This is a genomic window from Caulobacter sp. AVps18 (genome assembly GCF_058681425.1).
Genome location: NZ_CM178737.1, coordinates 3569880 through 3593508, shown reverse-complemented (window position 1 = coordinate 3593508; position 23629 = coordinate 3569880). Strand labels below are relative to the sequence as shown.

20 protein-coding genes are annotated in these 23629 nt (G+C 64.5%); 14 read left to right on the top strand and 6 right to left on the bottom strand.

The genetic code is table 11. The annotated features are described in order from the left end of the window. The first annotated feature begins 56 nt into the window (after nt 1-56). Entirely contained in the window at nt 57-1097 is a 1041-nt protein-coding gene (locus ACW179_RS16375) for an alpha/beta hydrolase (RefSeq protein ID WP_492060526.1), read from the top strand. Here ACW179_RS16375 and ACW179_RS16370 read toward each other — a convergent pair. Further along, nucleotides 1094-1498 (bottom strand): NUDIX domain-containing protein, encoded by a 405-nt coding sequence (locus tag ACW179_RS16370; protein ID WP_492060525.1) that lies wholly within the window; start codon nt 1496-1498, stop codon nt 1094-1096. The genes ACW179_RS16375 and ACW179_RS16370 overlap by 4 nt on opposite strands. A 79-nt stretch (nt 1499-1577) precedes the next feature. On the opposite strand from ACW179_RS16370, the gene pyrE reads away from it, so the two are divergent. Further along, a complete protein-coding gene (gene pyrE / locus ACW179_RS16365) occupies nt 1578-2159 on the top strand; it encodes an orotate phosphoribosyltransferase (protein WP_492060524.1) in 582 nt (193 codons plus the stop codon). A gap of 4 nt (nt 2160-2163) precedes the next feature. On the opposite strand, the gene ACW179_RS16360 is transcribed toward pyrE, so the two are convergent. After that, the gene (locus ACW179_RS16360; protein WP_492060523.1) at nt 2164-3780 is read right to left on the bottom strand and encodes an amidohydrolase; all 1617 of its coding nucleotides are present in this window, start codon (nt 3778-3780) and stop codon (nt 2164-2166) included. A 206-nt stretch (nt 3781-3986) separates the two neighbouring features. Between ACW179_RS16360 and ACW179_RS16355 the strand changes: the two genes are divergently transcribed. The 7 genes from ACW179_RS16355 (at nt 3987) to ACW179_RS16325 (ending at nt 10256) form a co-directional block, all read left to right on the top strand. Beyond that, a complete protein-coding gene (locus tag ACW179_RS16355) occupies nt 3987-4742 on the top strand; it encodes a pyridoxine 5'-phosphate synthase (protein WP_492064338.1) in 756 nt (251 codons plus the stop codon). Next, on the top strand, nt 4739-5131 hold the full coding sequence (gene acpS / locus ACW179_RS16350) for a holo-ACP synthase (RefSeq protein WP_492060522.1): 393 nt from the start codon (nt 4739-4741) through the stop codon (nt 5129-5131). The genes ACW179_RS16355 and acpS overlap by 4 nt, the downstream gene beginning before the upstream one ends. A 30-nt stretch (nt 5132-5161) precedes the next feature. After that, on the top strand, nt 5162-5455 hold the full coding sequence (locus tag ACW179_RS16345; protein ID WP_492060521.1) for a YciI family protein: 294 nt from the start codon (nt 5162-5164) through the stop codon (nt 5453-5455). A gap of 130 nt (nt 5456-5585) precedes the next feature. Beyond that, nucleotides 5586-6434 (top strand): signal peptidase I, encoded by an 849-nt coding sequence (lepB, locus tag ACW179_RS16340; protein ID WP_492060520.1) that lies wholly within the window; start codon nt 5586-5588, stop codon nt 6432-6434. A gap of 21 nt (nt 6435-6455) precedes the next feature. Further along, nucleotides 6456-7154, top strand: coding sequence for a ribonuclease III (gene rnc / locus ACW179_RS16335; protein WP_492060519.1), 699 nt, complete (start codon nt 6456-6458; stop codon nt 7152-7154). Between the two features lie 188 nt (nt 7155-7342). Further along, on the top strand, nt 7343-9058 hold the full coding sequence (metG, locus tag ACW179_RS16330; RefSeq protein WP_492060518.1) for a methionine--tRNA ligase: 1716 nt from the start codon (nt 7343-7345) through the stop codon (nt 9056-9058). Nucleotides 9059-9089: 31 nt separating this feature from the next. Beyond that, nucleotides 9090-10256 (top strand): MFS transporter, encoded by a 1167-nt coding sequence (locus tag ACW179_RS16325; RefSeq protein ID WP_492060517.1) that lies wholly within the window; start codon nt 9090-9092, stop codon nt 10254-10256. Here the strand turns inward: ACW179_RS16325 and cysN are convergent. Together cysN and cysD are read right to left on the bottom strand one after the other, a co-directional pair. Then, entirely contained in the window at nt 10244-12160 is a 1917-nt protein-coding gene (gene cysN, locus ACW179_RS16320) for a sulfate adenylyltransferase subunit CysN (protein ID WP_492060516.1), read from the bottom strand. The genes ACW179_RS16325 and cysN overlap by 13 nt on opposite strands. Next, the gene (gene cysD / locus ACW179_RS16315) at nt 12160-13131 is read right to left on the bottom strand and encodes a sulfate adenylyltransferase subunit CysD (protein WP_492060515.1); all 972 of its coding nucleotides are present in this window, start codon (nt 13129-13131) and stop codon (nt 12160-12162) included. The genes cysN and cysD overlap by 1 nt, the downstream gene beginning before the upstream one ends. 1171 nt (nt 13132-14302) lie before the next feature. Here cysD and ACW179_RS16310 point away from each other — a divergent pair. Both ACW179_RS16310 and ACW179_RS16305 read left to right on the top strand, forming a co-directional pair. Further along, the gene (locus tag ACW179_RS16310) at nt 14303-16396 is read left to right on the top strand and encodes a coiled-coil domain-containing protein (RefSeq protein WP_492060514.1); all 2094 of its coding nucleotides are present in this window, start codon (nt 14303-14305) and stop codon (nt 16394-16396) included. A gap of 10 nt (nt 16397-16406) precedes the next feature. Continuing rightward, complete coding sequence (locus tag ACW179_RS16305; protein ID WP_492060513.1) at nt 16407-16970, top strand: sugar transferase; 564 nt, start codon at nt 16407-16409, stop codon at nt 16968-16970. 10 nt (nt 16971-16980) lie between these two features. Here the strand turns inward: ACW179_RS16305 and ACW179_RS16300 are convergent, their stop codons facing one another. Then, on the bottom strand, nt 16981-18423 hold the full coding sequence (locus ACW179_RS16300; protein WP_492060512.1) for a mannitol dehydrogenase family protein: 1443 nt from the start codon (nt 18421-18423) through the stop codon (nt 16981-16983). Continuing rightward, the gene (locus ACW179_RS16295; protein ID WP_492060511.1) at nt 18423-19931 is read right to left on the bottom strand and encodes a UxaA family hydrolase; all 1509 of its coding nucleotides are present in this window, start codon (nt 19929-19931) and stop codon (nt 18423-18425) included. The genes ACW179_RS16300 and ACW179_RS16295 overlap by 1 nt, the downstream gene beginning before the upstream one ends. A gap of 161 nt (nt 19932-20092) precedes the next feature. Between ACW179_RS16295 and ACW179_RS16290 the strand changes: the two genes are divergently transcribed. The 3 genes from ACW179_RS16290 (at nt 20093) to kduI (ending at nt 23608) form a co-directional block, all read left to right on the top strand. Next, entirely contained in the window at nt 20093-21175 is a 1083-nt protein-coding gene (locus ACW179_RS16290) for a LacI family DNA-binding transcriptional regulator (RefSeq protein WP_492060510.1), read from the top strand. A gap of 111 nt (nt 21176-21286) precedes the next feature. Then, entirely contained in the window at nt 21287-22741 is a 1455-nt protein-coding gene (gene uxaC, locus ACW179_RS16285) for a glucuronate isomerase (RefSeq protein ID WP_492060509.1), read from the top strand. An 18-nt stretch (nt 22742-22759) separates the two neighbouring features. Next, complete coding sequence (kduI, locus tag ACW179_RS16280) at nt 22760-23608, top strand: 5-dehydro-4-deoxy-D-glucuronate isomerase (protein ID WP_492060508.1); 849 nt, start codon at nt 22760-22762, stop codon at nt 23606-23608. Nucleotides 23609-23629: the final 21 nt, after the last annotated feature.

The following is a 23629-nucleotide window of genomic DNA, read 5'->3' as shown; positions in this document are numbered from 1 at the left end:
TATTTGCTAGACTCCCGTTAAGGGTGTATCGTGCTCGCTCCAAGAGGGGGCGAGCCATGGGTGACGTGCGGGTCTATTTCGCGACCAATCGCAACGAGTTGCCCGACAACAAGAAGCTGGTCTTTGGGCCGCGCTTTAATCCAGACGGCGTGGCGGCCCTTCGGTTCGGTCATGTGGACTTCCCGGCAGGCGTCGAGACGCTGCAGGGCGGCTCGGTCTTTGTCTATCCCGATGTGAAGGGCGAGCCCGATCCTTCCAAGACCGGCGGCGGCCGGTTCTTGGACGACCTGCGCAAAGAGATGTTGGACGGGCGCGACACGCTGGTTTTCATTCACGGCTTCAACGTCACCTTTAACGGCGCGATCGAGGCCGGGGCGCGGCTGGCGCGCGACGTACGGATCCGGGCCGGCGCCACCGACAACGGGCGACCCGTCAACGTGGTGGTCTTTAGTTGGCCCTCTGACGGGGAGGCGGTCCCCTACATGTCCTATTACAGCGACCGTGAGGATGCGCGCGCATCGGGACCGGCCCTGGCGCGCGCCTATCTGAAATTACGTGACTTTCTGGAACGGCTACAGAAGGAGGATCGCTGCGAGCGCAGTATCCACCTGCTGGCCCACAGCATGGGCAGCTATGTGTTGCGCCAAGGTTTGCAGGCGCTGATCGCCAAGGATGCCGACGGGCTGGTGCGGATCTTCGATCAGATCCTGCTGGCGGCGCCCGACGAGGATGACGACGCTTTCGAGCAGGACAGCAAGCTGAAGCCGCTGCCTAGGATCGGGCGCCAGGTGACGGTCTATTTCAACCCCTCGGATCGGGCCTTGCTGATCTCGGACAAGACCAAAGGCAATCCCGATCGCCTGGGTTCGGATGGACCACGCCTGATCGACATGCTGCCCAAGAAGGTGGTGCTGGTCGACTGCCGCAATGTCGCCGGCGACGCCGACGCTCTGGTCCAGCACAGCTACTACGTGCGCAGTCGGGCCATGGCTTTCGACATCGGTTCGGTGCTTGCGGGCATGGACGCCGAGACGATCGGCAACCGCGACTACGTCCTGTCGCTGCGAGCCTGGCGGATCAGTAAGGAGCTGGTTTAGAGCCGGCTCAGAACCGCTACGGCATCGGCCGTTGAGGCGGTGAGGGGGGCCGGAAGGGCGTTGAGCGGGAACCAGCCCCATTCGTACAGGGCGTGGTCTTCCATGATCACAGGTTCGCCCTCGAAGCATTCGGCGCGATAGGTGATGGCCACCCAGTGGTAGTCTGCCGCAATCATGTCGGTTACCGACAGCACCGGTCCTGCGACGATCCGGATGCCCAGTTCCTCCTCGATCTCGCGCTCGGCGCAGGCGCGGGCCGCTTCGCCCCAGTCCAGCTTGCCGCCGGGCACGCCCCAGTGATCTGCCTCGGGGTTCTTGACTCGCTTGACCAGCAGCAGGCGGCCCTGATCGTCAAGGATGGCGGCACCACAGCCGATGCGAGGACGGGTAACTTCGCTCATGGGCTGGATAGACCCAAAACCGGCACCGCACGCAAGGCGGCGTTTGAAGTCTCGGACGGGTGCGTTATATCCGCCGACCATGACCAATGATGACGTCCTCGACGAATTCCGCGCTGCCGGAGCCCTGCGTGAAGGCCACTTCGTGCTGTCCAGTGGCCTGCACAGCCCGGTCTTCTTGCAGAAGAACCTGGTGTTCATGCGGCCTGAACGCTGCGAGCGGCTTTGCAAGGCCCTGGCCGAGAAGATTGTCGCCACCGTGGGTCAGCCCGAGGTGGCGGTGTCGCCTGCTGTCGGCGGGATCATCCCGGGCTATGAAACGGCCCGTCACCTCAACGTGCCTTCGATCTATGTCGAGCGCGAGGGGGGCAGTTTCAAGTTCCGTCGCGGCTTCCACCTCGAGCCAGGCCAGAAGGTCGTGATGGTCGAGGATATCGTCACCACCGGCCTGTCGTCGCGCGAGTGCATCGCCGCGATCCAGGAAGCCGGCGGCGACGTCATCGCTGCGGCCTGCATCGTCGACCGCTCGGGCGGCAAGGTGGATGTCGGCGTGCCGCTGGTCTCGCTGTGCAGCCTGGAAGTGCCCGCGTACCCGGCCGATGCTCTGCCACCGGAGCTTGCCGCGATCCCCATCGAGGACCCGGGCAGCCGCCGGCTGCGCTAAGCCCCTATTTGGCGGTTGGCGGCGTCAGCTGCTTGACCGGCCATTCCACGCCCAGCTGTTCCAGATAGGTCCCGTACTTGGCGGGATCGTAGTAGAACTTGCTCATCGCCGGCCGATAGGTCGCCATGATGTTGGCGTTGATCTGGGTCTGGGGCATGTCGGTCGCCGCCAGCATCGGCACGTATTTCTGGTCCTTGGTCTGGACGTCCTTGAAATAGCTGTTGGCCGCAGTCAGCAGCTTGGGCTGGGTCAGGAGATCCAGCGCCGTCATCGCGACCACCTTGGAGCCCGCTACCACGCCCTTGTGGGCGATCGGCGTGGCCATGGAGATGGCGTTGGCCCAATGGTGTCCGGGCAGCTCGGGGATGTTGGCCGGATAGTTGATCGTGATGGTCGGCATGATCCACGAGATGTCGCCGATATCGTCCGAGCCGCCGCTTTCCGGCTTGGGGTCCGGCGGCGACAGGCCTTTGAGCTTGACGTCGAGACCGGTCTGCTTGGGCGCGCCGATGTTGGTCTGGACGGCCTTGGCGAACGCCTGCTCGTCGGCGGTCCAGACCGGCAGGCCGACTGTCTCGATATTGGCCTGGGCCGCCTCAGCCATCGGTCGGTTGAAGTGCCGCGGCGCCGCCGTACCGATCACCTGGTGGTCGACCTTGGTGTCGGTCATGTCGGCGGCGGCCTGGGCGATCCTGTCTCCGATCGCGTAGTTTTTCTTGATCGCGTCGAAGGTCTGTTCGCGGAAATAGTACCAGACGCTGGCTTCGGACGGCACGACATTGGGCTGATCGCCGCCATCGACGATGACATAGTGCGAGCGCTGCTCGGGCCGCAGATGCTCGCGGCGCATGTTCCAGCCGATGTTCATCAGCTCGACCGCGTCCAGAGCGCTGCGGCCCCGCCAGGGGGCGCCGGCCGAATGGGCCGACTCGCCGTGGAAATTGTATTTTACGGACACCAGGCCGGTGCCGGTCGGCTGCCCCCATGTGGTCGCAAGATTGGAACCGACATGGGTAAAGATCGTCGCATCGACGCCGTTGAATACGCCGTCGCGGACCATGTAGGCCTTGCCGGCCACCAGCTCCTCGGCGACGCCGGGCCACAGCATCAGGGTCCCGGCGATGTTCTCCTTGATCATCAGGTCCTTCAGCGCCAACGCCGCAACGACATTGAGGGCCTGACCGGAATTGTGTCCCTCGCCGTGACCGGGCGCGCCGGCAATGATGGGGTCGTGCCAAGGCACGCCAGGCTTCTGCGAGGCCTTGGGGATGCAGTCGATGTCGCTGCCCAGGGCGATGACCGGTCCACCGACGCCGTGCGTCCAGGTGGCTGTCCAGGCCGTTGGGATGCCCGAGACCCCGCGCTTGATGGTGAAGCCGTTCTGCTCCAGCACACCGGTGATGTATCTAGAGGTCTCGATCTCCTGAAAGCCCAGCTCGCCGTAGGAGAAGATCTGGTCGTTCATGACCTGCGAAAGCTTGGCGCGCGACTCGACGCCGGCCACGGCCTGAGTCTTGAGGGACTTTAGCTTCGCTGGCGAAATCGAGGCGGCGAGGGCGGAAGACGCGACGCCCGATAGCAGTATCGCCAGGGCCGTAGCCCGCAACGTGTTGCCGAACATGCACATCCGCCCCGTTTGACTCGTCCAGCTATGACCTTGTGGGGCGGCGCGGGCGGTGTCCACGGCGTTTTCGAATTCCTGGCGCCTTGCGTGGCCACCTTCGGGCCTCCACCTTGCGAAGCAATGGCGATAGGATGCCGGCGTGGCTATCACCTGCCGCAGAACGCGCGACGTGAGGTTTTCCCATTTCCGGCAAGCATCCAACTATCGTCCGGCTGGGCGTCAATATCGACCACGTGGCGACGATTCGTAATGCACGGGGCTCCGTCTATCCTGAGCCTGTGCGCGCGGCCGAACTGGCCCTGGCCGCCGGCGCCGATGGCATAACCGCCCACCTCCGCGAGGATCGCCGGCACATCTCCGACGCTGATATCGCGGTGCTGACCGATCTGTGCCTGAAGCGGGGCAAGCCCCTGAACTTCGAGATGGCGGTCACCGAGGAAATGGTCGGTATTGCGCTAAAGGCCCGGCCCCATGCCGCCTGTCTGGTGCCCGAGCGCCGAGAGGAAGTGACCACAGAGGGCGGGCTGGACATCGTGCGCGGCTATGACGCCATCGCTGCGGCTACGGCCCGTCTTCGCGAAGCCGGCAGCAGGGTCTCGCTTTTCATCGACGCCGAGGCGGCCCAGATCGAGGCCTCGCATCGCCTGGGTGCACAGGTGATTGAGCTCCACACGGGTGCCTATTGCGACGCAGCTCGGGCCGGTGAGGTCCAGCGCGCGGAGGCTATACTTCAACGCCTGAAGACGGGCGCGGAATTTGCCACGAGCCTGGGTCTTGAGGTGCACGCCGGCCACGGGATCGACTATGCGACGGTCAAGCCTATCGCCGCCATCCCCCAGATCGCCGAACTGAATATCGGCCACTTCCTGATCGGCGAGGCGATTTTCGTTGGGCTTCCGCAGGCCATCCATCGGATGCGCGCCCTGATGGACGCCGCGCGTCTGGAATTGGTCGCATGATTGTCGGAATCGGGTCGGATCTTTGCGACATCCGCCGAGTCGAGAAGTCTCTGGAGCGGTTTGGCGACCGTTTCACAAACAAGGTCTTCACCGAAGTCGAGCGCAAGCGGTCCGAGCGAAAGCCAGATCGCGCCAGCAGCTATGCCAAGCGGTTCGCCGCCAAGGAGGCCTGTTCCAAGGCGCTGGGCACGGGCCTCAAGCAGGGCGTGCATCTGGGCGGAATGGGCGTGGTCAACCTGCCGTCGGGCCAGCCGACAATGGTCCTGACCGGTGGGGCGGCTGAACGTCTTGCTGCGCTTACCCCGCCGGGCAAGAAGGCCGTGATCCACCTGTCTCTGACCGACGATCATCCCTGGGCGCAGGCCTTCGTGATTATTGAGGCCGTCTGAGCTCAAGCCGCCTCCAAGGATCGCGTGGCCATGAATGACTATCTCCTGCTGATGCATGGCGATTCTTCAGGCGAGGCCTTGGACCAATGGCCGGCCTGGTTGGACAGGTTGGCGATGGAGGGGCGGCTTCTCGGCGGAAGCGCCATCGGCGGAGGGGAATGTGTCAGGCGGGACGGCACCCCGGCTGCGATCTCAAGCCATATCACCGGCTTTGTACGCATTGCCGCCGCCGATCTCGACGATGCCAGGGCGTGCCTGGCTGGAAATCCGGTCTACGAGGCAGGCGGCAGTGTCGAAATCCGCCTTCTGCCGACCGACGGATAGCGGTTGCGTCCGCCCAACCTGTGCCATGAAGCCGAGATAACCGGCGAGGCGCTTGCCCCTGTGGCCAACCGCGTCTAGCAAAGCCTGTCCGGTTCGCCGGAACCCATTCTAGGAAGAGCCCAGCCCCCGCATGACCGACGCCGACACCTCGCCCCCTGAAGACAAGGGCGGCGCCGTCAAGGAAATCATCGAGATCGTCAAGACAGTGGCCTACGCCCTGTCGATCGCCTTGGTGCTGCGGGTGCTGCTGTTCCAGCCCTTCACGATCCCGTCAGCCTCGATGGAGCCCAACCTCCTGGAAGGCGACTACATCATCGTCAGCAAGTTCAGCTACGGCTGGAGCCGCCACTCGATCCCGTTCAGCCCCAAGATCTTCGAGGGCCGTATTCTGGGCAAGTCGCCCAAGCGCGGCGACATCATCGTCTTCAAGCTGCCCCGCGACGGACGCACCGACTACATCAAGCGGTTGATCGGCATGCCCGGCGACAAGGTCCAGGTGCGCTCTGGCGCGGTCTATATCAATGGCAAGGCGCTGCCGCAGGCCGCGCAGGCCCCCGCCCTGGTCGATATGGGGTATGGCTTTACCCAGCAGGTCCAGCGCTTCGAAGAAACCAATCCCGAAGGCCGCAAGTACGCCACCCAGGACTTCGCGCCCGACAGCCGTGGCGACAACACCGGTGTCTATACCGTACCGGCGAACTGCTACTTCTTCATGGGGGACAATCGCGACAACTCGGCCGATAGCCGTTTCGACCCCGGCACCTCGCCGCTCGACACCGGTCCGGGGGTCTGCAAGTGGGACTACGAACTGGACCAGTACATCGGTGACGAGGTTGGCGTCGGCTTCGTCCCGGCCGAAAACCTGGTGGGCAAGGCCCAGATCATCCTGCTGTCGTGGAACCGCGATGCGTCTTTGTTCAAGCCTTGGACCTGGGTGATGGATGCCCGCTACAACCGCTTCTTCCGCGTTCTGAAGTGATCGCGGTCGGAACCTTGCGCCATGGATAACAGACGGGCCGCCGCCGTCGGCGACCTGGAGCGTCGCATTGGTCATGCATTTTCGGACAGGACGCTGCTGGAGCAAGCCCTGACGCACGCCAGTGTCGGAGACGGCGCCAAGAAGACCGCTGACAACGAAGTTCTGGAGTTCATCGGAGACCGCGTGCTGGGCCTATTGGCTGCCGAGGCCTTGGCCGAGCGATTTCCGCAGGCCAAGGAGGGCGAACTTGCGCCGCGCCTGAACGCCCTTGTCAGCCGTGAGACCTGCGCTCGAGTGGCCCGCGCTGCTGAGCTGGGCCCCGCGCTTAGGCTGTCGGCATCGTCGAGCAAGATCGGTGGTCGAGAGACCGAGTCGATCCTGGCCGGTGGCGCCGAGGCCCTGATGGCTGCGCTCTATCGCGATGGAGGGCTTGAGACCGCCCGCCGTGTTTTTCTGGACCTGTGGAGCGCCGAGTTCGACCGCGCGGCGCAGGGCAAGCCGCGTGACCCCAAGACGGCGCTCCAGGAATGGGCCCAGGCGCAGGGCAAGCCCTTGCCGTCCTATGCCGTCATGGATCGTACAGGCCCCGACCACGCGCCGGTTTTTACGGTGCAGGTGACCGTTGCGGGTTTCGATCCGGCGCTGGCCAGCGGCCGCTCTCGACAGGAAGCCGAGAAGGCCGCCGCCAAGGCGCTGCTGGAGCGTGAAGCGGCGACCTGAGCCTTCAGGCTTACGGCTTGAGCTTCCATCCAGCGAACAGTGCGCCGCCAGTAAACCCGTCCCGTGAGATGGGGATGGCGACCAGCTCGGCAATACCGTGCGGCGGGGCGCTTTTGTTTCGCGGCTCAGCCTTCTATATGCGAACGCCTGTTTCCTCTGATCCCTGACTCCCCGGAAGATTGCGCCGCATGGCCCGTATCCTGATCACCTCCGCCCTGCCGTACATCAACGGCATCAAGCACCTGGGCAATCTGGCGGGATCGATGTTGCCGGCCGACGTCTATGCGCGGTTCCAGCGGGCTCGGGGCAATGAGACGCTCTACATCTGCGCCACCGACGAGCATGGAACCCCGGCCGAGCTGGCCGCCGCCGCTGCCGGCCAGGACGTCGAGACCTACTGCGCCGAGCAGCATATTCTGCAGCGCGACGTCGCCGCCGCCTTCGGCCTGTCGTGGGACTGGTTTGGCCGCTCGTCCTCGCCGCAAAACCGCAAGCTGACCCAACACTTCGCCGAAGTTCTTGAGGCCAACGGCCTGATCGAGGAGCGGGTCGACCAGATGGTCTATTCCATCGACGACAAGCGCTTCCTGCCTGACCGCTATATCGAGGGCACCTGCCCGCACTGCGGCTTCGAGAAGGCGCGCGGCGACCAGTGTGACAGCTGCGGCAACCTGCTGGATCCCACCGACCTGAAGAACGCCTATTCGGTGATCTCGGGCTCGCGGAACCTGGAGGTGCGTGACACCCGCCACCTCTATCTCCTCCAGACGAAAATGGCTGACCGCATCAGGGCCTGGGTCGATACGCATGGCGACTGGCCCATTCTGGCCAAGTCGATCGCCTACAAGTTCCTGGATGAGGGCCTGATCGACCGCGGCATCACCCGCGACCTCGCCTGGGGCGTGCCGGTGGTCAAGGACGGCGCGCCGCGTCCGGGCATGGAAGGCAAGGTCTTCTATGTCTGGTTCGACGCCCCCATCGAATACATCGCCGCCACCCAGGAATGGGCCGAAGCCGAGGAGGGCCGCGACTGGCAGCGCTGGTGGCGCACCGACGCCGGCGCCGATGACGTTCGCTATGTCGAGTTCATGGGCAAGGACAACGTCGCTTTCCACACGGTCAGCTTCCCGGCGACGATCCTGGGCTCGGAAGAGCCGTGGAAGAGCGTCGATATGCTCAAGGCCTTCAACTGGCTGAACTGGTATGGTGGAAAGTTCTCGACCAGCTCCAAACGGGGCGTCTTCATGGACGCGGCTTTGGAGATCCTGCCGCCGGATTTCTGGCGCTGGTATCTGACCTCGAACGCGCCCGAGAGCTCGGATACCGCCTTCACCTGGGAGATGTTCGCCAGCTCGGTGAACCGCGACCTGGCCGACGTGCTGGGCAACTTCATCAACCGCATCCTGAAGTTCACCGAAGGCAAGTTCGACGGTGTCGTGCCCGAGGGCGGTGAGCCGGGGCCGCTCGAAGAAAAGCTGTTCGCCGACGTCTCGGCCCGCCTTGCTGATCTCGCCGAACAGATGGACGCCATCGAGGTGCGCAAGAGCGCCCAGGCGCTGCGGGCCCTGTGGGTGGTCGGCAACGAGTATCTGCAGGAAGCCGCGCCCTGGACCGCGATCAAGACTGACCGCGACCGCGCCGCTGTCATCGTTCGCACGGCTCTGAATCTCGCGGCGCTGTATGCCAAGATTTCAGCCCCGTTTATTCCGTTCGCGGCCGGGGAGATCGCCAAGGCCTTCTCGCTGGACGTCCCCGCGGCCTGGCCGTCGAACGACGCCGCGGTCGAGCTCAGCAGGCTGCCGGTCGGCCTGTCGGTGCGCGCGCCCGAGGTGCTGTTCAAGAAGATCGACGAGGACATGATTGCCGAATGGACGGCCCGCTTCGGCGGGGCGGAAGAGGGGTGATCTTCGTCCACGATATGGGCCGCGCCGGCCGATGAGCAGCCTGACCCGGCTCAGCTTCTTCTATGTCGCGATCTATCTCGGGACGGGCGTCAGCCTGCCCTATATCGCCACCTATCTGCGCGACCGGGGGATGAGCGGCGCGGCCATCGGCCTGATCCTGGCCATACCGATGCTGGCCCGGCCGTTCACGGGTCCGGCCCTGGCGGTGTGGGCCGATGGTTTCACCCTGCGGCGCTCGCCGATGGTGTTGCTGTCGCTAGGTGCCGGACTGGGTTACGCGGCCCTGCTGATCGCGCCCGGTGCCCTGGGCCTGGCCATCGCCTGGCTGATCGGCCAGACGCTGCTGTCGACGGTTTCGCCCCTGGTCGACGTCATCACCTTGCGACGGGCGCGCACCGAGGGGTTCAACTACGGCCTGCCAAGGGGCATGGGCTCGGCGGCCTTCATCGTCGCCAACCTGATCATGGGCGTCGTCCTGGCGGTCGCAGCGCCGGAGATCATTCCGATCTGGATCGCGGCGGCCGCATTCCTCACGGCCCTGGCGGCTGCGGTGTTCGTGCCGCCCGAGCGGGTCCATGCCGAAGGCGCCAAGCCCGTCGGGTCAGAGCGCTGGAAAGGTCTCGGATCGCTCCTTCGCGACCAGACCTTCCAGCTGGCCGTGATGACCGCCGGTCTGATCCAGGGCGCTCACGCCTTCTACTACGGATTCTCGACCATCCTCTGGCGGGGGCAGGGGATTTCCGAGCCGGTCATCGGCCTGCTGTGGGGCGTTGGCGTCGCCGCCGAGGTGGCCTTCATGTGGTTCCTGGAGCCCTGGTGCCGCAAGATCGGACCTGAAAAGCTGATGATCCTGGGCGGGGCAGCGGCGGTGCTGCGGTGGATCGCCTATGCTTTTGCGCCGCCACTGTGGATGCTGTTTCCGATGCAGGCGCTGCACGCCCTGACCTTTGCGGCCAGCTTCCTGGCCTCACTGCGCCTGATCGAGAAACTGACCCCGCCGGCCAACGCCTCGGCCGCCCAGGCGATCAACTCGGCCCTGTCGGGTGGCCTTACCTTGGGCGTCGCGACCCTGTGTGCCGGGCCGCTGTTCGATGCGTTCGGCGTTCACGGCTATCTGGCCATGGCCGGCGTGGCGGCCCTGGGCCTGGCCGGAGCCATCACCCTGAACCGCCGCACCGGACGGTTTCATATGTCGTAGTCGACCTCGCGGCCTTCCAGCCATTCGACGATCCGCTCGGCCGCCTCGACCGGGCTCATGGCCGTGGTGTCGATGCGCAGTTCGGGGGCTTCGGGGGCCTCATAAGGGCTGTCGATACCGGTGAAGTTTTTCAGTTGGCCCGCCCGGGCCTTGGCGTACAGACCCTTGACGTCGCGCTGTTCGGCCACGGCCAGAGGCGTATCGACAAAGACCTCGATGAACTCGCCGCCCTCCAGGATCTCGCGGGCCATGCGGCGTTCGGCGCGGAACGGTGAGATGAAGGCGGTCAGCACGATCAGGCCGGCGTCGACCATCAGCTTGGCCACCTCGGCGACCCGGCGGATGTTCTCGACCCGGTCCTCCTCGGTGAAGCCGAGGTTCTTGTTGAGGCCATGACGGACGTTGTCGCCGTCGAGGAGATAGGTGTGACGACCCAGGGCGTGCAGACGCTTCTCGACCAGATTGGCGATGGTCGACTTGCCGGCGCCGGACAAGCCGGTCAGCCAGACGACCTGGCCTCGCTGGCCCTTCAGGGCGGCGCGGGATTGTTTTGTAACGTCCGTATGTTGCCAGTGAATGTTGTCAGCCCGGCGTAGGGCGAAGTTCAGCATGCCCGCGCCGACCGTGCGGTTGCTCATCCGGTCGATCAGGATGAAGCCGCCCAGTTCGCGATTGTCAGCATAGGCCTCGAACGGCACGGCCTGGTCCAGCGACAGATTGACCAGACCGATTTCGTTCAGCTCCAGACGTTTGGCTGCCGTGTGCTCCAGAGTGTTGACGTTCACCCGGTGCTTGATTTCAGTGATGCTGGCACCGACCGTGCGGGCGCCGATCTTCAGCAGATAGGCGCGGCCTGCCGGCAGGGGCTCGTCGTCCATCCAGACGACCGTGGCCTCGAACTGACCCGCTATAGGGCTAGGCGCATCGGCGGCGACGATCAGGTCTCCGCGCGAGATGTCGATCTCGTCGGTCAGCGTGATGGTCACCGACTGCCCGGCTACAGCCTGGGGCAGGTCATCGGGCAGGGTGACGATGCGATCGACACGGCTCTCGCGGCCCGACGGTAGCACGCGGACGCGGTCGCCAGGCTTGACCACGCCCGAGGCGATCAGGCCCGAGAAGCCCCGGAAGTCGAGATTGGGCCGGTTGACCCACTGAACCGGCATGCGGAACGGCTTGGCCTGCAGATCGTCCTCGACCTGCACGTCTTCCAGCCAGTCCATCAGGATCGGGCCATTGTACCAGGGCGAGGCCTCGCTCTTGCTGGCCATGTTGTCGCCGCCCAGACCCGAGATCGGGATGGGGGTGAAGACCGACAGGCCGATCTGGTCAGCGAAGGCGCGGTAGTCGGCGACAATGGCGTCGAATACCGTCTGGTCCCAGCCGACGAGATCCATCTTGTTCACCGCCAGAACGACATGGCGAATGCCGAGCAGGCTGACGAGATAGGAGTGGCGGCGGGTCTGGGTCAGCACGCCCTTGCGGGCGTCGATCAGGATCACGGCCGCGTCAGCGGTCGAGGCCCCGGTGACCATGTTGCGGGTGTACTGCTCGTGGCCGGGCGTATCGGCGACAATGAACTTGCGCTTGTCGGTTGAGAAGAAGCGGTAGGCGACATCGATGGTGATGCCTTGTTCGCGCTCGGCGGCCAGGCCATCCACCAGCAAGGCAAAGTCGATCGCGCCGCCTTGCGTGCCGACCCGCTTGGAGTCGGCTTCGAGGGCCGCCATCTGGTCCTCGAAGATCATTTTGCTGTCGTACAGCAGTCGCCCGATCAGGGTGGACTTGCCGTCGTCTACCGACCCACAGGTGATGAAGCGCAGCAGCGACTTGTGCTGGTGGGCGACGAGGTAGGCGTCGATGTCGTCGGCGATCAGATCGGAGGGCTTGTAGATGGTATTCATCAGAAATAGCCCTCCTGCTTCTTCTTCTCCATCGACCCGGACTGGTCATGGTCGATGACCCGGCCCTGGCGTTCGCTGCTTGTGGCCAGCAGCATTTCCTGGATGATTTCAGGCAGGGTTGATGCCGTGCTCTCGACGGCCCCCGTCAGGGGATAGCAGCCCAGTGTGCGGAAACGGACGCTCTTCATCTGCGGAACTTCGCCGGGCTTCAGCCGGAACCGTTCATCATCCACCATGATCAAGCTGCCGTCGCGCTCGACCACTGGCCGCTCGGCCGCGAAGTAAAGTGGCACGATGGGGATGTTTTCCAGGTGGATGTATTGCCAGACGTCCAGCTCGGTCCAGTTGGAGATCGGGAACACCCGCAGACTTTCGCCGGGATGCTTGCGGGTGTTGTAGAGCTTCCAAAGTTCGGGGCGCTGGTTCTTGGGGTCCCAGCGCTGCTCGGCCGAGCGGAAGCTGAAAACCCGTTCCTTGGCGCGACTCTTCTCCTCGTCGCGGCGCGCGCCGCCGAAGGCCGCATCGAAGCCGTACTGGGCGAGGGCCTGCTTGAGCCCTTCAGTCTTCCACATGTCGGTATGGAGGGCGCTACCGTGGTCGAATGGGTTGATGCCCTTGGCCTCGGCTTCCGGGTTCTTGTGGACCAGCAGATCAAAGCCCAGCTCGGTGGCGACCTTTTCGCGCAAATCGTACATGGCCCGGAACTTCCAGGTCGTATCGACGTGCAGCAGCGGGAAGGGGGGGCGCGAAGGGAAGAACGCCTTGGCCGCCAGATGCAGCATCACGGCGCTGTCCTTGCCGATCGAATACAGCATGACGGGGCGTTCGCACTCGGCCGCCACCTCCCGCAGGATGTGGATGCTCTCGGCCTCCAGGCGCTGAAGATGGGTCAGACGGGCTGGTGAAAGGTCGGTCATGAACGTTTCCCGCGCAGGACTGGGCGCGATCGATGCAAGCTGGGTAGGGGCCAAGACAGGGCTCCGCAAATCGAAATGACCCCAGCCGCGAAAGTGATCTCGCGACTGACGCCGTATTATGGCGACCTAGTCAGGCATTGGCTTCACGACAACCACTGGAATTCTGGAGGCGCTGTGAGCTTGTGTGGGGCTGGCCGTCATCACCATAACGAAAAGTTCACTCGGCTCTGACATCGGCCTATCGCATAACGGCGCTATCCAAGCGTGGGCATTCCAATGAGTTTCTTGGCTGAAATCCTCGCCGTTATGGTCGTTTGGCTGTCATCCTTGGCGTTGTGCCAGTTTGGCGTTGTTGTCGACGACAAGCCCAAGGCCAAGCCCGCTAAAGAGCGGGTTGTTACACGTTCGCCGCGTATCAGCCCGTCACCAGTCACCATCCGTGCGCCAGGCACCGCGCCTGCGGCGACGTAACCCCTGAAAACTCAACCGAAGCCGCTTTGCGCGCGAGCTTTTCGCCGCTAGGTTCATGCATTATGCGAAATGGGGTTTGCGCGCGGATTGTTCGTCGCTCCCCACGCCGACTGCCTTGGGACCTTGGCTCTGTATGAAGCCTAAGAAGCGCCAACCGCTCGATTTTTCCGCGCCTTCGGTGGAGAGGCCCCCCGAGGAGCTCCTAACCGCGCCTGACTTCCCGATGTTCGACTCGTCCGCCTGGCCTGCCATCGCGGAAGCGGCTGAGGTTGGGGCCGCGCTCGATGCTGAACTCGATGCCCCGCCGTCGGAACTTGGTCAGGACCTCGATCTCGATATAGCCGAACCGGGAATTGTCAGTCCGCCCGAGCCGTTCACGCCCAGGGCGCGTGCAGCGTCGCGACGTAGCCGCTTTGTCGATGCGCCAGCGCCTGAATCGTCATTCGAGCCGCCACCCGTTTCGGCAACCTCTCTGGCGACAAGCGCCGCGCAGCCGCCCGCGCCGGTGCCCGTAGCCGAGCGCGACGTTGCGCCGACCCCAGCTGAGCCGCGCATGACCTCTCCGGATGTGCGTCGTCCGCCGCCTGAGCCTTTTGAGCTTCCGCCAAAGTCCGACAGGTCGCCGATGTCGGCGCTTTTGTTCTGGACGCTGGCTGTCGCAGCGGCATCACTATGGTCCTTGGCACCTATCGCTTTTGCGTTGGGCTATTCTCGGGATGTTCCCGCTCTCAAGGTCGAAGGCTTCGCCCTAAGCGTGTTCGCCGGACTGGCCATCGGGCCAGCCTTGTTGACCTTGCTGGGTGCCTATTTGCTCCGTCAGGCTCAGGGCGTGTCGGCAGAGCTGCGCCGTAGCCGAATACTGACCGACCGACTGGTGACTCCGGCGGTGCTGGCCGCTGCGGGTGCGTCTGGTGCCGTGGAGGCGGTTCGCAACCAGATCGACCATGCGACGGCCTCGGCCGAAGAGGCCCGCGACCGGATTTTGGCGCTGCGTCAGGCGCTGGCAGAAGAAACCGCCAACCTGGTCCTGGCCGCGACGGAGTCGGCGCGGATGGCCGACCAGTTGGCACAGGGACTGGGGCATGAACGCCAGGCTCTCGAAACCCTTTCGTACAACCTCGACACGCGCTCGACCGCCGTGGTCGACGCGATCGGCAGCCAAGCTCGGATGGTCGCTGAGGCCTCCGATCTGGCCGAGACGCAACTGCGGGAAGCCGAAGCGGCTCTGGCAGCCCGGGCCGCCGATCTGGCCGCCGCCGCCGCTGAAGCGTCCGACGCGGCGCGGGTCGGAGCCGAGGATATCTCTCGCCAAATCGCCCGGCTCGAAACCGCAGGCCAGGGTCTGGGCGACCAGATGAACGCGGTCGAGAAAAATCTCGCCCAACAGCGCGCCGCCTTGGTGGCTGCCAGCCAGAGCCTTCGCTCGGAACAGGAAGACTTCGCCGCCGAGACCGAGACTCGCACGGCTCAACTGACCGAGTTCGTCTCATACACCCGCGTCGGGGCCACCGAGCTCAGCGAAATTGCGGCGATGGGCGCGGAGGTGCTTCGCGGCCTGATCGCTGCCGCAGCCGAGCAGTTCAAGGACATGGCCCAGACAGCTCGGGATGAGCGCGAGACCCTGACCGAAGAGGCCGGCAAGGTGCTATCGACGATCGCCGATATTGCGGCGGGTCAGCGCGAAGGCCTTGAGGTCGAGCTGAAACAGGCCATGGAAGCGCTAGCCGCCTCGGCCCTGAAGGCCAGCGAAGGCGTCGACGCCCGCGTCACGGCGGCGCGCAGCCGCGTTGACCAATTGAACGAGATCGCCTTCGCCGCCGGCCAGAAGGCCGACACGGTCTTCGAATCCCGGATGGAGGAGGCGCGCGACCTCATCGAGCAGTCTGCCCAGATGGTCGAGCAGGCTGGCGCCCGTACAGCCCAGAAGCTGGCTGAGGCGGTCCAGACCGCTCGAGGCACATTGGGCGAGCTGGAAGCCATGCTCGATGAGGTCGGGCAACGGACCGCCGAGATGCCTGCAGAGGCTTTGCAAAAGGCCGTCGAGGTCCGTGCGTCGATCGAGAAGGGCATCGAGGAACTCATGGCTTCGGCCCGTCGAACGGCCGAGGAAACCGCCGCGATCGACCAGGCTTTCCAGGACCGTGTTCGTCGCAACTACGATGCGCTGAGCGAGGCTGCCAGCATGATGGCCAGCGCTACGCCAGCGGCTCGCGCGCCTGCGTCGTCAGTGGCGCGTAGCCGGCCTACACCCCCGGCTGCGGTCCCGACGCCGCCACCGGTCGAGGCCGAGGACGAGCCGGTTCCGGTCGAATCCGGTCCCCGGCCACGCCTTCGCCTGACCCCCACCGCCACAGACGACGAATTCCGCGAAGTCTTCGAGACTGCCGGTGGTCGCGCCGCGCCTCCGCCGGTTGACGGCCCCGATGGCCAGCCGCCGGGCTGGAGCTGGCGCTCGCTGCTGTCCGGTATCGAAAGCAAGTCGCCGGGCGACGCCGCACTGGGCGAGAGACTGGCGGCCGAGATCTCAGCCATGGGCATCGATCCCCACGCCCTCTTGCCGCGCGGTCGGATCGACGAGGTCGCCGCCGCGATCCAGAGCCATGATGCCGGCGCCGCCCGTGAGGTCGTCAAGCGTCTGGCCCCTGCCGCCATTCGCCGTCTCGTCCGTCGCCTGTTCTCGGATGCCGCTCTGCGGGCCAATACCGAGCGCTTCCTCAAGCGTTATGCAGGGATGATCGACGAGGCCGGCGGTCAGGATCGCGAGGGCTTCCTGGTGGCGGCGCTGCTGTCGTCTGACGCCGGGCGGGCCTACCTGCTGCTGGACGCCGCGACCGGCGACCTGGCCTGATCAGCGAACGATGCTCAAGCGAGCCTTCGATGCGGCCGCTGCAGGGTGCGGGCTTCTTGTCCTGGGTGTTCCGCTGGCGATGCTGTGGGGGCTGGTGCGGCTGACCTCGCCGGGACCGGCTCTTTACTGGTCAAGCCGGGTGGGACGAGCGGGCAGGCTGTTTTGCATGCCCAAGTTTCGGACCATGCGGATCGACACGCCCGAGGTCGCAACCCATCTGCTGGCCGACCCTGATCGCTGGCTGACGTCTATAGGCCCCACGCTTCGTCGACTGAGTCTGGACGAGTTGCCCCAGCTATGGAGTGTCCTGGTGGGCGATATGAGCCTGGTCGGACCCCGACCGGCGCTGTTCAATCAAGACGACCTGATTACAGCGCGCGCCACTGTCGGCGTGGATCGATTGCGGCCCGGCGTGACGGGTTGGGCTCAGATCAATGGCCGGGACGAACTGTCCATCGCGGACAAGGTCGCACTCGACGCCGAGTATCTGGCGCGCCGTTCGTTCCCGTTCGACCTGATGATCCTGCTACGCACGATCGCCCCGGTCCTAACCGGCCGGGGCGTTACGCGCTGATCGTCAGGTTTCAGCCCAGATCGACATAGGCCTTTTCGAGCGCGCGGACGAACACGGGGCTCGCGGCCAGGGCCGGCGGAAACACGGTTTCCAGCGTCAGGAAGGCGGCCACGTCGCCGGCAGCGTCTCCGGTACAGTCGGCCGCAATGGCGATGAGGCGATCGGCAAGAGGGTCAACGATCTTCTCGCCGCTGTTGCCGCGCAGGCGAAGGAAGCGCATCCAGGCGGCTAGAGGTATGGCCAGGCGCTCTACGGACCGACCAGCCTCCAGGGCTTCGGTCAGCGTGCCAAGGATGCGGAAGGGCAGCTTCTGCGAGCCATCCCAAGCGATCTGGGACAGCAGATGTCGGATCTCGGGATTGAGGAAGCGTTGCAAGATGGCTTCGGCATAGGCCAGCAGGTCCAGGCCGCGGGGTGCCGAGAGGGTGGGGATGATGTCCTCGACCATCAGATCATGCGCCAGCTTGGCCAGCACCGGATCGCCCATCGCTTCAAACACCGTCTCATGGCCGCGCAGGATCCCGGCATAGGCGAGGGTGGAATGCACACCGTTCAACAGGCGTAGCTTGGCACGCTCGAACCCGCGCACATCGTCAGTCAGAATCACGCCGACGCTGGCCAGGTCAGGCGCATCAGCGCCCAACACGTCCTCGACCACCCACTGGGTGAAGGCCTCGCGCTGGATCGGCCAGGCGTCATTCAGGCCTGTCGCGGCCTCGACCCGGGCCCGCAGGGCGTCGTCTGTCGCAGGTGTGATGCTGTCGACCATGGTGCGCGGAAAGCGGCCCTCAGCCTCGATCCAGGCGGCCAGTTCCGGGTCGATCTTCGCCGCAAAGGTCGTGACCGCCGCCTTCAGGCGCCAGCCATTGTCGGCGAGGTTGTCGCACGCCACCACGGCATAAGGCACCAGTCCGGCAGCGAAGCGGCGACGCAGACCCTCAACCAGATAGCCGATGGAGCTGACCGGCTCTCGCGGACAGGCAAGGTCATGGACGATGTCGGGGTGGGCTTCATCAAGACCGCCGTCGGCAGTCAGGCAATAGCCCTTTTCGGTCACAGTCAGGGTGACCATGCGGGTCATGGGCGCTGCGAGGCGCGCGAGTACAGCGGGCGGATCTTCAGGCGCGACCAGAACCTCGACGATGGCGCCGATGATCCGGAAGGTCGTTTCCTGGTCCAGTTGGGCCAGGCAGTAGAGGCCATCCTGGGGCGCCAGAGCATCTCGAACGCCGGGGCTCTTTAGCGATACGGCGCAGATACCCCAGCGAGGATCCTGGGCCAGCAACTGGTCGAAGTAGAAGGCTTGGTGGGCGCGGTGAAAGGCACCAGGCCCCAGGTGCACGACGCCGATGGTGACCTTGTCGCGGTCATATGCCGGCTGGAGAACGCCCGGCAGGGCGGCGGGGCTGCTGGTCGCGCGCAGGCGAAGCGACTGGGACATTGTAGAGGCCATCAAAGAGTCACGCCTTGTTTCCAGATGGCGATTTCGCGCTCGCCGTTGATCTCGGCCTTGGTGGCCATGCCTGAGGCCGTTGCGACAACGAGGTCCATGAGGTCGTTGGCGGCCTGATCCATAGACTTTCCGTCCAACACCATACCGGCGTCGAAGTCGATCCAGCCTGGCTTGCGGGCCGCCAGGGCGCTGTTGGAGGCAATCTTCAGGGTCGGGGCTGGGAAGCCCAGTGGCGTACCGCGCCCGGTGGTGAACAGGATCACCGTCGCGCCGGCGGCGGTCAGGGCTGTTGAGGACACCGCGTCATTACCTGGCGCCTCCAGAAGCGTCAGGCCATGCGGTCCAACCCGCTCGCCATAGCGCAACACCTCAACAAGGCTGGAGCGGCCGCCTTTCTGGACGGCGCCGAGCGACTTTTCCTCCAGCGTGGTGATGCCGCCGGCGATGTTCCCGGGCGAAGGATTTTCATGGATCGGCTGATGATTGTCGATGAAGTAGCGCTTGAAGTCGTCGATGACGCAAAGGGCGCTGTCAAACACGCCCTGACTGGATGCACGGGTCAGCAGCATCTGCTCGGCGCCGAAAATCTCCGGGATCTCGGTCAGGACCGGCGTGCCGCCAGCGTCCGAGACCTTGTCAGCGATACGACCGACGAGGGGGTTGGCCGTCACGCCGGAAAAGCCGTCAGACCCACCGCATTTCAGGCCGACGACCAGGTCCGCGACAGGGCAGGGCGTCCGAACATCCTGCTCGACCAGGGCGATCAGGTCCTCGATGGCTGCAAGCCCATCCTCCAGTTCGTCATCGACGGCTTGGGTGGTGAAGGATCGCAGCCGGGCCGGGTCGATGTCGGGGGCGCTGTCCAGCAAGGCCTTGAGTTGATTGTTCTCACAACCCAGACCCAGGATCAGCACGCCGCCGGCGTTTGGGTGGGCGGCGAGAGCGGCGATCAGCTTGCGAGTGTGGATCAGGTCGTCGCCGAGTTGCGAGCAGCCGAATGGATGAGGGAAGGCGAACACCCCGTCGGTACGCCCCGCAAAGCGCGCATTGGCCTTGTCTGCGATGCGACGTGCGGTGTTGGCGACGCAGCCGACGGTGCAAAGCACCCAGATCTCATTGCGCGTCCCGACCCGACCATTGGCACGGCGATAGCCCATGAAACTGCGGGTCTCGTCGTGAGCCTGCGGCGACGGCACGGACGGAGACCAAGCGTAGCTTTCGACGCCTGAGAGCTTTGTTGCGACATTGTGGACGTGGACGTGGTCGCCAACGGCGATATCCGCGACCGCACTGCCGATGGGCCAGCCGTACTTGAGCACATCCTCGCCGATCCGGACCGGCCGCGTCGCGATCTTGTGGCCCTTGGGGATGTCGGTCCCGGCGATGAGGGTGCGGCCATGCAAGTCCAGAACCTCGCCCGCTCGCAGGTCGCGCAGGGCCGTTGCCACGTGATCTCGCGGATCGACGTCGTGAATCGATTCGGCAGGCGCTTGGATGGTTTCAGTCATCGATACCTTCGCGCAGCGGCGTTACATGCCGCGAGGCGCTCTCCCTCGAGCATGGTAACCGGTGTCAAATTCTCTACAAACGGTCGTTTCGCCCATTGGTAGCGACGACTGCATGTGTAGAGTATGACAAAAGAAAGCGCCCGAAGCTGCATGGAAACGCCGTGAACCGTTCTAAACCGCCTCTGACGTCGCCTGGCGACACCGAAACCGAGAGCGGCGTTGAGGGCGGTCGCAAGCGCGCGACCATCAACGACATCGCCCGGTTGGCGGGTGTCTCCAAGAAGACCGTGTCCCGCGTGATCAACCAGTCGCCGTTCGTTCGCGACGAGACGCGCGAACGCATCGAGGCTGTGATCGCCGAGTGGGGCTATGCCCCTGATCCGCAGGCGCGGGGATTGGCGTTCCGCCGCTCTTTTCTGATCGGCATGATCTACGACAACCCCAACCCGCAATATGTCGTGAACATGCAGCTTGGTCTGCTGGACGGCATGAGAGGGTCTGGCTTTGAACTGGTCGTCCATCCCTGTAATCGAAGCAGCCCGACCTTCCTGACCGATATTCGCACCTTCGTGGAGCGTCAGAAGCTGTACGGCGTCGTGCTGCCGCCATCGGTTTCGGAAGACGAGCGGGTGGCAAAACTGCTTGGCGAGATCGGCTGTGAGTATATCCGCATCGCTTCGGTCGAGCTGGACAAGCCCGAGCACATGATTGTCGGCCACGACCGTCTGGGCGGGGAGGCGATGGGCGCGCATCTGATTGAACTGGGTCATAGCCAGATCGGATTCATCAGCGGCCTGCCCAGCTTTCGATCCTCGCACGAGCGGCGAGGGGGGTTCGAGGACGCCCTGTCCAAGGCCGGACTGAAGCTGGATGAAGACTACGTGGTCGAGGGTGCCTACACTTTCGAGTCCGGCCTGGCCTGTGCAGAGGTGCTGCTGGCCAAGACACCGCGTCCGACTGCGATCTTCGCCGGCAATGACGAAATGGCGGCCGGGGTTTTGCAGGCCGCGCGCCGTGCGGGTCTGGATGTGCCGCGCGACCTGACGGTGGTGGGTTTTGACGATTTCCAGATCGCTCAGGCCGTCTGGCCGCCCCTGACCACCATTCACATCCCTACGCGGGAGGTCGGCCGGATGGCCGCCGAGAAGCTGATCGGCATCGAGTCGCGAGAGAAGCGTGACCCCGCCATCACTATTCCACATCTTGTGGTTCGGGAGTCTTCCGCCAAGGCTGCTGTAAGGTGAGGCGCAGAGGTCTCTGCGTCCCTTGCATCTCGCGATGACACCGGTTACCAAGCACGGGTCAAAAGTGGCCGACCGTGAAGCCGCCGGCTGGAGAGGAAACAGGAAAAACCCATGGCCAGGCCCCTGATTTTCCATGAGGATCGCCTGTTTCCGGCCGACGAACGCACGCGGTCGATCGCGCGCGAACTGTACGGATCCGTGCGAAATCTGCCGATCATCAGCCCGCACGGCCACACCGATCCAGCCTGGTTTGCGACCAACGACCCTTTCCAGGATGCCACCGACCTGCTGCTGGCACCGGATCACTATCTGTTCCGCATGCTCTATAGCCAAGGGATCGCGCTCGACTCCCTGAAGGTGCGGTCCAAGGACGGGGTTCCCGCCACTGATCCGCGCGAGGCCTGGCGGCTGCTGGCCAGCAATTTTCACCTGTTTCGCGGAACGCCCTCCTGGATCTGGCTCAACCACGTGTTCAGCCAGGTTTTCAGCATGTCGGTGGTCTTCTGCGCCGAGACGTCGGATCTCTATTTCGACACCATCAATGAAGCCCTGGCCACCGAGGCGTTCCGTCCGCGAGCCCTGTTTGACCGTTTCAATATCGAGACCCTGGCCACCACAGAGGGGCCGCACGAGAGCCTCAAGCACCACTATGCCATCCGCGAGAGTGGTTGGGGCGGCCATGTGATCACAGCCTATCGCCCTGATGCGGTGATTGATTTCGAAGACGAGCGGTTCGACCGCGCCTTTGGCCGCTTTGCCGAGACCTCTGGGCAGGACGTCTACAGCTGGAAGGGCTATCTGGAGGCCCACCGCATTCGTCGTGGGGCCTTCATCGATGCGGGCGCGACCTCGAGCGACCACGGCCACCCAACCGCCGCGACTGCCGATTTGACCGACGCCGAGAGCGAGGCCCTGTTCCTGAGTCTGCTGAAAGGCGACATCACACCGCAGAAGGCCGAGTTGTTCCGCGCTCAGATGCTGACAGAGATGGCCAAGATGAGTCTGGAGGACGGGCTGGTCATGCAGATCCACCCCGGCTCGCATCGCAATCACAATGTCGGCCTGCTGAACTCGCACGGTCGCGACAAGGGTGCCGACATCCCGGTGCAGACCGAGTACGTCAAGGCGCTGAAGCCGCTGCTCAGCAAGTTCGGGAACGACCCGCGTCTGTCGGTGATCCTCTTCACCCTGGACGAGACCAGCTATAGCCGTGAGCTGGCCCCGCTGGCCGGCCACTATCCGGTGCTGAAGCTGGGCCCGTCCTGGTGGTTCCACGACAGCCCGGAAGGCATGATGCGCTTCCGTGAGCAGGTCACCGAGACGGCGGGCTTCTACAACACCGTCGGCTTCAACGACGACACCCGCGCTTTCCTGTCGATCCCGGCTCGCCACGATGTGGCCCGCCGCGTCGACTCCTCGTTCCTGGCCCGCATGGTCGCCGAACATCGCATGGACCTCGTCGAGGCCCAGGAGCTGATCGTCGACCTGACCTACAACCTGCCCAAGCGCGCCTACAAGCTCGACCAACCCCGGCCGACGCCTTCGTCGGTCCAAGCCGCCCAATAAGATTTCCGGAGCACCACAATGTTCAGCAAGACCTATCACGCCACCCATCCGGACATGATGTTCTCGGTCAGCAATGATGATCTGCGCGATCGTTACCTGATGGACGGCCTGTTCGAAGAAGACGGCATTGTTCTGCACTATAACCACGCCGAGCGTTTCGTGGTCGGCGGCGCGGCTCCTGTCTCGAAAGGCGTCAAGCTGCCCGACCAGACCGAGCCGGCCTCGGCCGCCGGTCATCCCTTCCTGGAGCGCCGCGAACTGGGTGCCATCAATGTCGGCAGCGGCGCAGGCAAGGTGACCGTAGACGGCGTCGTCTATGACATCGCACCGCGCGACGGCATCTACGTGACCATGGGCGCCAAGGATGTTGTGTTCGAGAGCGTCGACGCCGCCAACCCGGCGCGCTTCTACCTGACCAGCCTTCCGGCCCATGCCGCGTTTGAAACCAAGAAGCTGGAATTCGCCAACGCCGTTCCGCTGGAGCGCGGCGCGCTGGAGACCTCCAACGAGCGCACCATCTACCAGTACATCGTGCCGACCACCTGCAAGTCGGCGCAGTTGCTGCTGGGCATGACCGTCCTGAAGCCGGGCAGCGTCTGGAACACCATGCCGCCCCACCTGCATGACCGTCGTTCGGAGGCCTATTTCTACTTCGATCTGGGCGCGAACGACCGGGTCTTCCACTACATGGGCGAGCCGGACGAGATGCGTCACATCGTGATCGCCAACGAGGAAGCTGTCATGAGCCCGCCGTGGTCGATCCACATGGGTTCGGGCACCTCGAACTACACGTTCATCTGGGCGATGGGCGGCGAGAACCTCGACTATACCGACATGAACGTGCTGGACATCTGCCAGCTGAAGTAGGGCTTTCGAGCTCATCTCTCT

What these genes read in the sequence shown, in the direction of transcription:
- kduI (WP_492060508.1), top strand. Translation starts at nt 22,760, where the DNA reads ATGTTCAGCAAGACCTATCACGCCACCCATCCGGACATGATGTTCTCG.
- ACW179_RS16375 (WP_492060526.1), top strand. Translation starts at nt 57, where the DNA reads ATGGGTGACGTGCGGGTCTATTTCGCGACCAATCGCAACGAGTTGCCC.
- ACW179_RS16300 (WP_492060512.1), bottom strand. Translation starts at nt 18,423, where the DNA reads ATGGCCTCTACAATGTCCCAGTCGCTTCGCCTGCGCGCGACCAGCAGC.
- ACW179_RS16295 (WP_492060511.1), bottom strand. Translation starts at nt 19,931, where the DNA reads ATGACTGAAACCATCCAAGCGCCTGCCGAATCGATTCACGACGTCGAT.
- rnc (WP_492060519.1), top strand. Translation starts at nt 6,456, where the DNA reads ATGGATAACAGACGGGCCGCCGCCGTCGGCGACCTGGAGCGTCGCATT.
- lepB (WP_492060520.1), top strand. Translation starts at nt 5,586, where the DNA reads ATGACCGACGCCGACACCTCGCCCCCTGAAGACAAGGGCGGCGCCGTC.
- cysN (WP_492060516.1), bottom strand. Translation starts at nt 12,160, where the DNA reads ATGAATACCATCTACAAGCCCTCCGATCTGATCGCCGACGACATCGAC.
- pyrE (WP_492060524.1), top strand. Translation starts at nt 1,578, where the DNA reads ATGACCAATGATGACGTCCTCGACGAATTCCGCGCTGCCGGAGCCCTG.
- ACW179_RS16370 (WP_492060525.1), bottom strand. Translation starts at nt 1,498, where the DNA reads ATGAGCGAAGTTACCCGTCCTCGCATCGGCTGTGGTGCCGCCATCCTT.
- acpS (WP_492060522.1), top strand. Translation starts at nt 4,739, where the DNA reads ATGATTGTCGGAATCGGGTCGGATCTTTGCGACATCCGCCGAGTCGAG.
- metG (WP_492060518.1), top strand. Translation starts at nt 7,343, where the DNA reads ATGGCCCGTATCCTGATCACCTCCGCCCTGCCGTACATCAACGGCATC.
- ACW179_RS16305 (WP_492060513.1), top strand. Translation starts at nt 16,407, where the DNA reads ATGCTCAAGCGAGCCTTCGATGCGGCCGCTGCAGGGTGCGGGCTTCTT.
- ACW179_RS16325 (WP_492060517.1), top strand. Translation starts at nt 9,090, where the DNA reads ATGAGCAGCCTGACCCGGCTCAGCTTCTTCTATGTCGCGATCTATCTC.
- uxaC (WP_492060509.1), top strand. Translation starts at nt 21,287, where the DNA reads ATGGCCAGGCCCCTGATTTTCCATGAGGATCGCCTGTTTCCGGCCGAC.
- ACW179_RS16360 (WP_492060523.1), bottom strand. Translation starts at nt 3,780, where the DNA reads ATGTTCGGCAACACGTTGCGGGCTACGGCCCTGGCGATACTGCTATCG.
- ACW179_RS16345 (WP_492060521.1), top strand. Translation starts at nt 5,162, where the DNA reads ATGAATGACTATCTCCTGCTGATGCATGGCGATTCTTCAGGCGAGGCC.